The following is a 9,599-nucleotide window of genomic DNA, read 5'->3' on the forward strand; positions in this document are numbered from 1 at the left end:
ATGACGGATGTATGGAAAATTCGTGTGGGACCTTCGTCTAGGACGGCCGTCTTGCTACGGTGGCGGTCATGGGACACAAAGAGGATCTGCTCGAAGGCGCCAAGAAGTGCCTGGTCGAGAAGGGGTTCGTACGCACCACCGCGCGCGACGTCGTCGGTGCCTCCGGTACGAACCTGGCGTCCATCGGCTACCACTACGGCTCCAAGGACGCCCTGCTCACCCAGGCGTTCATCGCCCTGATGCAGGAGTGGGGCGAGACGGCCTTCCGCGGCGGGCTGCCCGGTGAGGACGGCTCCCTGGAGCGCCTGCGCGCCATCTGGGACGGCGTCCTCGCGCAGCACGACGCCTCGGCCCCCGTCTGGGCGGCCAGCATGGAGGTCGCGCTGAGCGGCGAACGGCTGCCGCAGCTGCGCGGGATGCTCGCCGCCTCCCAGGCCGAGGGCCGCCGGGGCCTGATCTCGCTCCTCACCGGTACCCCGGAGGAGGAGCTCACCGAACACGACGAGCGCACCCTCGGCTCGGTGGTCCAGGCGCTGCTCAACGGGCTGATGATCCAGTGGCTGCTCGACCCCGGAACCACCTCCTCCGCGGAGGAGTTCACCGAGGGGCTGCGCCGCCTCGCGGAAGGTCTCACGGCGTCGCTGCGGGGTGGCTCCGCCGGTCAGGCGGCGGAATAGCGGCGCGGGGCCGGGGGGCGCCGGCCCGGCGGGCCGGCAGCGCCCGGGCCGCGCCACCGCGCAGCAGCCCGGCCCCTGTGGCCCCGCAGTGACCCGGCTCCGCGACCACGCGGGGCCTCCGGCCGGCGGGCTCGCGGCCCCTCGGCGACTCCGGTCCGGGGCCGCAGCGCCCCGGGCTGGCGGGGCCGCGGGTGGTCAGGCGCGCAGGCGGGCGGCCTTGAGGGCCATGTGGAGGAGGAGGCGGTCCTCGCCGAGGTCCAGGTCGAGGCCCGTCAGCTGCTCCACCCGGCCCAGCCGGTAGTACAGGGTCTGGCGGTGGATGCCCAGTTCCGCGGCCGCGCGCCCCGCCTGCCCCGCGCAGTCGAGGAACACCTCCGCCGTGCGGGCCAGTTCCCGGTGGGCCGGGCCCAGCAGGGCCCGCGTCGCGGGATCGTCCGCCGGGCCTGCGCCCAGCGCGGCCAGCATCCGGTACGGCCCGATCCCGGCCCACTGGGCCACCGGCCCGAGCCCCGGCTGCGCCGCGGCCGCCCGGGCGGCCGCGGTGGCCTGCGCCCAGGCGGCGGGCAGCTCCGTGAGCGCCCGAACCGGGTCGGAGAGCCCGGCGGTGACGGAGTGGCCCGCCCGGGCGGGACCACGGGCGCCGCCGGCGGCCACGGAGGCGGCCCCGCCCCCCGGCGCCGCCGCGCGCGGCAACAGCCGCCCCACCGCCGCCAGGGCCGGAGCCAGCGCGTCCCCGGACCGCAGCCGGACCAGCACCGCGAGCACGCCCGTCCCGGAGCCGGAGCCGGGGCCGGCACCGGCTCCGGGGTCCGGGCCGTTCGGGCCGGAGTACCCCGCCGGGACCACGCACACCGCCGCCGCCCCCGGCACCGACCCCGGAGCCTCCCCGGACCACGGGGCCACGCACACGGCGGCGTGCGGCCCCTCGGCCCCCGGCCCCAGCGCCACCCGCAGCGCGGCCACCGCCATGTCCTGCTGCCAGCCCCGGCCGGCGGTGAGGACCGCCAGGAACTCCCGCGACAGGTCGGCGCCCGCCTTGGCCTCCTCGGCGAGCAGCACCCCGATCCGCTGGGCCACCTCCATGGCGGCCTCCAGGGCGGCCGGCTCCGGGCCGGGGTCCTGGTCGAGGAGCCACACGTAGCCCTGGACGATGCCCCGGTACCGGACCGGCAGGCAGATCCGCCCCCGGAAGACCCCCGCGTCCGGGGCCGCCGGGATCCGCACCGGGCCCGTGGCGCGGGCGATGCCGAAGCCCTCGAACCAGGAGCGGACGGCCGCCGTCGACTGCCGGGTCAGGATCGAGCGGGTGCGCACCGGGTCCATCACGAGGTCGTCCTCGCTGTCGTGCGCACCGAAGGCGATGAGGCGGAAGTCCCGGTTCTCCAGCGTCGCCGGGGCGCCGAGCAGCGCCGAGATCTCGTCCACCAGGTCCTGGTAATCGCCCTTCACGCGGACATTCTCCCACCCCGCGACGGGCCCTTCAGACAGATGTATGAGATCCGGGCCACGGATGCGTGACAGCTGTCGATGGCAGAGGATCGTGGAGATCCTTAGGTTTCACGGTGGTTTTACTTGCGTTTTCCTTACGGTCGCGGCCCACCCCTGCGGCGTCCGTTCGTCCGCTTCTGCCACCCGTTGGAGGTGCCCCGTGCTGGGTCCCGCGATCCTCGCCGCTTCGCGCAGCGACAAGATGCGCCGAATCGTCTCTGCCGCCCCGGTGACCAAGCCGGTGGTCAACCGGTTCATCCCCGGCGAGACGGTCGACCAGGTCATCCCGATCGTCCAGGAGCTCACCCGCAAGGGCCTTGAGGTCACCCTCGATGTCGTGGGCGAGGACATCACCGCCGTGGAGCAGTCCTACGCGGCCCGGGACGCCTACCTGGAGCTCGTCGAGCGCCTCAAGGAGCTGGAGCTGGGCGAGACCGTCGAGATGTCGGTCAAGCTCTCCATGTTCGGCCAGGCCCTGGAGGGCGGCCACGAGCTGGCCCTCGCCAACGTCCGCCCGGTCGTCGAGGCCGCCGCGGCCATCGGCACCACCGTGACGCTGGACGCCGAGGACCACACCACCCTCGACTCGATGTTCGCCATCCACGAGGAGCTGCGCCGGGACTTCCCGCAGACCGGCTGCGTGATCCAGGCGTACCTCTTCCGCACCGAGGCCGACGCCCGCCGCCTGGCCGCCGCCGGCAGCCGCGTCCGGATCGTGAAGGGCGCCTACAAGGAGCCCGCCGAGGTCGCCTACCAGGACAAGGCGGAGATCGACAGGGCCTACGTCCGGATCATGAAGATCCTGATGGAGGGCGAGGGCTACCCGATGATCGGGTCCCACGACCCGCGCCTGATCGCCATCGCGCAGGAGCTCGGCCGCCAGGCAGGGCGCAAGCTGGACGAGTACGAGTTCCAGATGCTCTACGGCATCCGCAGCGAGGAGCACCTGCGGCTGGCCGCCGAGGGGCACCGCATGCGGGTCTACACGGCCTATGGCACCGACTGGTACGGCTACTTCATGCGCCGTCTCGCGGAGAAGCCGGCCAACCTGCTCTTCTTCCTCCGCTCGATGATCACCAAGAACTAGCCAAGAACCAGGTCAAGGAGTTATCGCCCCATGGATGCTGTGACCCAGGTCCCCGCGCCGGTCAACGAGCCGGTCCACTCGTACGCCCCCGGCAGTGCCGAGCGCGCGCGCCTCGAAATCCAGCTGAAGCAGCTGTCCGAGAACCCGATCGACCTCCCGATGACGATCAACGGCGTCAAGCGGATGGGCGGCGGCGAGCGTTTCGACGTCGTCCAGCCCCACGACCACAAGTCGGTCATCGGAACGTACGCCAACGCCACCCAGGCCGACGCCCAGGAGGCCGTGGACGCCGCGCTGGCCGCCGCTCCGGCCTGGCGCGCCATGTCCTTCGACGACCGCGCCGCGATCATCCTGCGCGCCGCCGAGCTGCTGGCCGGCCCGTGGCGCGAGAAGCTGGCCGCCTCCACCATGCTGGGCCAGTCCAAGACCGCGCAGCAGGCCGAGATCGACACCCCCTGCGAGCTCGTCGACTTCTGGCGCTTCAACGTCCACTTCGCCCGCCACATCCTGGCCGAGCAGCCCGCCGCGAACAGCGCCGGCGTGTGGAACCGCAGCGACCACCGCCCGCTGGAGGGCTTCGTCTACGCGATCACGCCGTTCAACTTCACGGCCATCGCCGGCAACCTGCCGACCGCCCCCGCGCTGATGGGCAACGTGGTCGTGTGGAAGCCGTCCCCGACGCAGACCCACTCCGCGGTCCTCCTCATGGAGCTCCTGGAGGCGGCCGGCCTGCCCAAGGGCGTCATCAACCTCGTCACCGGTGACGGCATCGCGGTCTCCGAGGTGGCCCTGAACCACCCCGAGCTGGCCGGCATCCACTTCACCGGCTCGACCAAGACCTTCCAGTACCTGTGGAAGACGGTCGGCAACAACATCGAGAACTACCGCTCCTACCCGCGCCTGGTCGGCGAGACGGGCGGCAAGGACTTCGTCGTCGCGCACCCCTCCGCGGACCGCGCGATCCTGAAGACCGCCCTGACCCGGGGCTCCTTCGAGTTCCAGGGCCAGAAGTGCTCGGCCTCCTCCCGCGCCTACGTCCCGGCCTCCATCTGGAACGACGGCTTCAAGGAGCAGTTCGCCGCCGAGGTCGACGGCATCGCCATGGGTGACGTCCGCGACCTGACCAACTTCATCGGCGCGGTCATCGACGAGCGCTCCTTCGCGAAGAACAAGGCCGCGATCGACCGCGCGAAGGCCGACCCGACCTGCACGATCGTCGCCGGCGGCACGTACGACGACTCGGAGGGCTACTTCGTCCGCCCGACCGTCATCGAGTGCACCGACCCGGAGAACGAGGTCTTCACGACCGAGTACTTCGGCCCGATCCTCGCGATCCACGTGTACGAGGACGACAAGTACGACGAGATGCTCGCGCAGATGGAGAACGTCTCGGCCTACGCCCTGACCGGCTCCGTCATCGCCCAGGACCGCTACGCGGCCGCCGACACGATGGAGAAGCTCCGCTTCGCGGCGGGCAACTTCTACATCAACGACAAGTCGACCGGCGCCGTCGTCGGCCAGCAGCCCTTCGGCGGCGGCCGCGCCTCCGGCACCAACGACAAGGCGGGCGCGGCGTCCAACCTGCTGCGCTGGACCTCGACCCGCTCCATCAAGGAGACCCTGGTCCCGCCGACCGAGTACGGCTACCCCCACATGGGCTGACCCGCCTCGGCTGAACCCCGCCCCCGCTCCGGTACCCCCAAGTCCGGAGCGGGGGCGGTCCCCGTTTCCGGGGGCGGGAGGCCTCCCGGCGTCAGACCTCCACGAGGACCTGGTCCAGGGACTTGCGGACCAGGTCCGGGACCTCGCAGTCGTCGGCCGGGTAGCCCACCGGGATGACCGCGAAGGCCTTCTCGTTCTCCGGGCGGTTCAGCACGTGCGCCAGGAAGCGCATCGGGCTCGGGGTGTGGACGAGTGCGGCCAGGCCGGACAGGTGGAGGGCCGACAGGAGCATGCCGACCGCTATGCCGACCGACTCGTCCACGTAGTAGTGCTTGCGCTTCGTGCCGTTCGGGCCGAGCCAGTAGCGCTGCTGGAAGACCACGATCAGCGCCGGCGCGTCGGTGAGGTGGGTCTTCACGGCGTCCGTGCCGATCGGGCGCAGCGCGGCGAGCCACTCGTCGCCGAGGCGGCCGTCGTAGGAGATCTGCTCCTCCTGCTCGGCGGCGGCGCGGATCTGCTGCCGGACGGCCGGGTCCTTGACCAGGACGAACGTCCACGGCTGCTGGTGCGCGCCGGAGGGGGCGGTGGCCGCGCAGGCGATGGCGTCGCGGACGGCCTGCTCCGGGACGGGGTCGGGGGAGAAGCGGCGCACGGTCCGCCGTTCGTCCATCCGGGCCCGCAACTCGGCCGCCCGCGCGAGGGATTCGGGGCCGGGCATGCGCGCGGGACGGTAGGCGACGGGCCGGTAGGGCTGGCCATGGGTGGGGGTCCACTGCTGGGTCTCAGGCGACATGCGCAGATCTTCCAGCGAGGGAACTCCCGAGGCCAGCCGAACGTCATGAACCAATGTCCGTTGTGTACTGACAGGGGGGCTATGACCGTGTCGAACGTCGGTCGATTCGTGGACTGGGAAGGCTGTTTCAACGCCCGCGACCTCGGCGGTCTGGGAGCGCTGCGGCCCGGGGCGCTGATACGGGCGGACAGCCTCGACGGGCTCACCGCCCGGGGCTGGACCACTCTGTGCGGTCACGGGGTGCGGACCGTCATCGACCTGCGCAACGACGGGGAGGCCGAGGTGGACCACGCCCCGCGTCCGGCCCGGCTGACCACCCTGCGGATCCCGCTCGACGGCATCGAGCACCGGGACTTCTGGGACGTGTGGTGGGGCACTCCCGGCTTCGGCACCCCCGCGTATTTCCGGCCTTTCCTGGAGCGCTTCCCCGACCGCGTGGCCTCCGTGGCCCGCGCCGTCGCCGGCGCCCCGCCGGGCGGGGTCGTCTTCCACTGCGGTCTGGGCCGCGACCGTACGGGGATCATCGCGCTCGTCCTGCTGCGGCTGGCCGGGGCGAGCCCGGAGCAGATAGCCGACGACCACGCGCTGAGCGAGCCGCGGGTCCGGGCCCGGTACGCGGCCCGGGGCAGGTCCTACGACGACGCCGAGATCGAGGAGTACGCGGCCGGCCTCGGCACCACGGTGCACGCCCTGGCCCGGTCCACCGCCGAGTGGCTGGATGCGGACGCCTACCTGCGCGGGGCCGGGCTGACGGCCGCCGAACTGGAGGGGCTGCGCGGCAGACTGGGGGCATGAGCGACGACACGCGGACCCGCCTCGCGCACACGTCCCAGCTGGACGGGGACACCCTCGCCGCCGTCCGGGACCTGCTCGACGGGGCCTTCGACGGCGACTTCGGCGACGAGGACTTCGAGCACGCCCTCGGCGGGATGCACGCCCTGGTGTACGAGGACGGCGTGCTCGTCGCGCACGGCAGCCTCGTCCAGCGGCGGGTGCTGCACCAGGGGCGGGCCCTGCGGACCGGGTACGTGGAGGCCGTCGCCGTCCGCGCCGACCGGCGCCGGCGCGGGCTCGGCGGGGTGGTGATGGCCGCGCTGGAGGACGTGATCGCCGGGGCCTACGTACTGGGCGCCCTGTCCGCGTCCGAGGAGGGGGCGGCCCTGTACGAGAGCCGGGGGTGGAAGCCGTACCCCGGGCAGATCGGCGTGCTCGGCCCGGCCGGCCCCGAGCGGCTGCCCGAGGAGGAGGGCTCGACCTACGTGTGGACACCGCCCGGCGGGGTCGTACCGGCCTCCGCCGGGCGGCTCGACTTCGACTGGCGGGACGGGGACGTGGTGTAGCCCGGAGCCCGGAGCCCGGAGCCCGGAGCCCGGAGCCCGGAGCCCGGCTAGGAGCCGGAGACGCTCGCGGCGCCCGTCTCGATGTGGCCCGTGTAGCGGCGCGACCAGGTGCCGTCGGCGTCGGCCAGGACCGTGAAGTCGTACCAGCCCTTGCTGTAGGCCACCGCGTTGAAGAAGTCCTCGCGCGAGGAGTTCGCCGGGACGGTGTAGGTCCAGGGACCGTCCGTCCGGTAGGCGTTGGAGCGGATGGTGAAGGTGACCGGGGAGGCGGAGGAGTTCGTCATCTTGAACCAGACGGCCGTTTTCCCGGTGCCGGACTCCACCGCGTAGCGCGCCGCGACCTCCAGGTCCTTGCCCGGCTTCGTGGCGTCGCCGATGAAGCGGCGCAGGAACCGGTTCGGTCCGTACATCGAGATGTCGTACTTGCCCGAGCCGGCGCCCAGGCCGATGGAGAACCAGTCCGTGGAGGTGGCGCCCGGGTCGACCGTGTACTGCCAGGCGGCCGTGTCGCGGTACTGGTGCGGGTGGATCGAGAAGTGCGCCGCCCGCTTCGCCTGCGGGCCCTGGTTGGTCATCGAGAACCAGGCCAGGATCTTGCCCATCGGCCCGAACTCGAAGCGGTCCAGGTTGCCGTTCACCTGGTACGGGAGGGCCCGCGCCGGGCGCGTGCCGGGCTCCTGCGCCGGCTGGGCGTTGTTCTGGGGCACCGGGTTGGGCAGCGGGCCGCAGGTGGACTGGCCGATGACCTTCGCCGTCGACGGCAGGCCCGCCGGGACCCCGTACACCGGGTGCGCGAAGTCGAAGACGCCCGTCAGGTCGCCGGTCACCTTGCGGCGCCAGGTGCTGATGTTGGGGCAGAGGGCGGGCGTGCCGATCGCGGTCGTCCACGTCTCCATGAAGCGCAGCACCGAGGTGTGGTCGAAGACCTCGGAGCTGACCCAGCCGCCGCGCGTCCACGGGGACATCACCAGCATGGGGACGCGGAAGCCGAGCCCGATCGGGACGCCGTCGATGTACTCGTCGGGGGTGCCGGGCGGGGCGACCGGCGGCGGGACGTGGTCGAAGAAGCCGTCGTTCTCGTCGTAGTTCAGGAAGAGGACGGTGGAGTCGAAGACCTCCGGGTTGGCGGCGAGCGCGCGGTAGACCAGGTCGACGAAGTGCGCGCCGTCGCCGGGCGGGGCGTACGGGTGCTCGGAGAAGGCCTCGTTCGCCACGACCCAGGACACCTGGGGCAGGGTCCCGGCTACCGCGTCCGCGCGGATCGCGGCGGCGATGTCGTCGGGGGTGGAGCCGGTGACCTTGGGGACGGAGGCCATGCCCCGGTCCCACAGCGGGTCGCCGGGCCGGGCGTCGGTGAACTTCTTGAAGTAGGCCAGACCGTTGTCCCCGTAGTTGTCCTGGGCGTTCTGGTAGACCTTCCAGGTCATCCCGGCCCGCTGGAGGGCTTCCGCGTACGACTCCCAGGTCAGCCCGGACTCCTCGCCGCCGTCCTTGCTGCCCGCGTCGACCTTGCCGCTCCACAGGAAGGTGCGGTTGGGGCCGGTGGCGCTGAGGGCGGAGCAGAAGTAGGCGTCGCAGACCGTGTAGTGGTCGGCGAGGCCGTAGTGGAAGGGGATGTCGCCCCGCTCCAGGTAGCCGAGGGTGTGGGTCTTGCCGACACCGGCGACCCAGTTGTCCATCCGCCCGTTGTTCCAGGCGGCGTGCTGGGAGGTCCAGCTGTGCGGGAGGTCACCGGTGCACTGGGCCAGGGTCTGGCCGTCGGCACCGCCGGCCGAGGGGGTGGCGGACAGCTTCCACGGGTACTGGCGGCCGCCCCAGTTCGGCTGGTTGAAGGTGCCCCAGCCGCCGGGGATGTTGCCCGCGGCGCGGTCGCCGAAGCCGCGTACGCCCTTCAGCCTGCCGAAGTAGTGGTCGAAGCTGCGGTTCTCCTGCATCAGGACCACCACGTGCTTTACGTCGGTGATCGTGCCCGTCGCGGCGGCGGCCGCCGCCGTCCCCGGCAGGGCGGTGGGCAGGGCCGCCCCCGCCACGAGCCCGGCGCCGATCCCCACGAAACCCCTGCGGCTGATGGGTGTCACTGCTGCTCGCCTCCAACTCAAGTGCCCCTCTGGCACATTGACGGCAAGGGTGGCGGCAGCCGCCGCAAAGGTCTACATCCGTGCGGTAAGAAGACGGTGAACATCCGGACGGCCGGAATCAGCTCCCGGTCCGCACGAGCATCTTGCCCGTGTTCTCGCCGTGGAGCATGCCCAGGAAGGCCTCCACCGTGCGGTCGAATCCCTGGACAACGGTGGTGTCGGTGCCGATCCGGCCGCTGCGCAGGTGGGGGACCAGGAAGTCCTCCAGCTCGTCCTGGAGATTGGTGTGGTTCCGGACCAATACGCCTTCCAGGCGCAGCGACTTGTGGACCACCTCGAAGAGGTTGCGGGGCGCGGCGGGGGCGCGGTCCGCGTTGTACATCGAGATCGCGCCGACCCAGGCGATCCGGCCGTACTCGCGCAGGGAGTCGATAGCGCCCTCCAGGTGGTCCCCGCCCACGTTGTCCACGTACA

The 9,599-nt window shown here is 72.1% G+C and carries 8 protein-coding genes and 1 pseudogene; 5 read left to right on the forward strand and 4 right to left on the reverse strand.

The window, feature by feature from the left end; translation table 11 throughout:
• Window positions 1-68 precede the first annotated feature (68 nt).
• Window positions 69-677 carry a TetR/AcrR family transcriptional regulator gene (locus tag SSNG_RS25240; protein ID WP_007266744.1) on the forward strand — a complete coding sequence of 203 codons (609 nt, stop codon included), beginning with the start codon at window positions 69-71 and terminating at the stop codon, window positions 675-677.
• Between the two features lie 195 nt (window positions 678-872).
• On the opposite strand, the gene SSNG_RS25245 is transcribed toward SSNG_RS25240, so the two are convergent.
• On the reverse strand, window positions 873-2,126 hold the full coding sequence (locus SSNG_RS25245; protein WP_007266745.1) for a helix-turn-helix domain-containing protein: 1,254 nt from the start codon (window positions 2,124-2,126) through the stop codon (window positions 873-875).
• 199 nt (window positions 2,127-2,325) lie between these two features.
• Here SSNG_RS25245 and SSNG_RS25250 point away from each other — a divergent pair, with 199 nt between their 5' ends.
• Both SSNG_RS25250 and pruA read left to right on the forward strand, forming a co-directional pair.
• The gene (locus SSNG_RS25250; protein ID WP_007266746.1) at window positions 2,326-3,252 is read left to right on the forward strand and encodes a proline dehydrogenase family protein; all 927 of its coding nucleotides are present in this window, start codon (window positions 2,326-2,328) and stop codon (window positions 3,250-3,252) included.
• 30 nt (window positions 3,253-3,282) lie between these two features.
• Entirely contained in the window at window positions 3,283-4,914 is a 1,632-nt protein-coding gene (gene pruA / locus SSNG_RS25255; protein WP_007266747.1) for an L-glutamate gamma-semialdehyde dehydrogenase, read from the forward strand.
• A gap of 91 nt (window positions 4,915-5,005) precedes the next feature.
• On the opposite strand, the gene SSNG_RS25260 is transcribed toward pruA, so the two are convergent.
• Window positions 5,006-5,707 (reverse strand): nitroreductase family protein, encoded by a 702-nt coding sequence (locus SSNG_RS25260; RefSeq protein ID WP_007266748.1) that lies wholly within the window; start codon window positions 5,705-5,707, stop codon window positions 5,006-5,008.
• An 81-nt stretch (window positions 5,708-5,788) separates the two neighbouring features.
• Between SSNG_RS25260 and SSNG_RS25265 the strand changes: the two genes are divergently transcribed.
• Together SSNG_RS25265 and SSNG_RS25270 are read left to right on the forward strand one after the other, a co-directional pair.
• Window positions 5,789-6,502, forward strand: a complete 714-nt coding sequence (locus SSNG_RS25265; RefSeq protein WP_042801857.1) for a tyrosine-protein phosphatase — start codon at window positions 5,789-5,791, stop codon at window positions 6,500-6,502.
• Window positions 6,499-7,047, forward strand: a complete 549-nt coding sequence (locus tag SSNG_RS25270) for a GNAT family N-acetyltransferase (protein ID WP_007266750.1) — start codon at window positions 6,499-6,501, stop codon at window positions 7,045-7,047. The genes SSNG_RS25265 and SSNG_RS25270 overlap by 4 nt, the downstream gene beginning before the upstream one ends.
• Window positions 7,048-7,094: 47 nt before the next feature.
• Here the strand turns inward: SSNG_RS25270 and SSNG_RS25275 are convergent, their stop codons facing one another.
• Both SSNG_RS25275 and SSNG_RS25280 read right to left on the reverse strand, forming a co-directional pair.
• Window positions 7,095-9,125, reverse strand: coding sequence for a phospholipase C, phosphocholine-specific (locus SSNG_RS25275; protein ID WP_042801859.1), 2,031 nt, complete (start codon window positions 9,123-9,125; stop codon window positions 7,095-7,097).
• Window positions 9,126-9,243: 118 nt separating this feature from the next.
• Window positions 9,244-9,599 (reverse strand): annotated as a pseudogene (locus SSNG_RS25280) (NADP-dependent oxidoreductase); the annotation flags it as partial.

This window comes from Streptomyces sp. C (genome assembly GCF_000158895.1).
GTDB lineage: Bacteria > Actinomycetota > Actinomycetes > Streptomycetales > Streptomycetaceae > Streptomyces > Streptomyces racemochromogenes.

Coding starts and splice junctions, on each gene's coding strand:
- SSNG_RS25260 (WP_007266748.1), bottom strand. CDS start 5,707: ATGTCGCCTGAGACCCAGCAGTGGACCCCCACCCATGGCCAGCCCTAC.
- SSNG_RS25240 (WP_007266744.1), top strand. CDS start 69: ATGGGACACAAAGAGGATCTGCTCGAAGGCGCCAAGAAGTGCCTGGTC.
- pruA (WP_007266747.1), top strand. CDS start 3,283: ATGGATGCTGTGACCCAGGTCCCCGCGCCGGTCAACGAGCCGGTCCAC.
- SSNG_RS25270 (WP_007266750.1), top strand. CDS start 6,499: ATGAGCGACGACACGCGGACCCGCCTCGCGCACACGTCCCAGCTGGAC.
- SSNG_RS25265 (WP_042801857.1), top strand. CDS start 5,789: ATGACCGTGTCGAACGTCGGTCGATTCGTGGACTGGGAAGGCTGTTTC.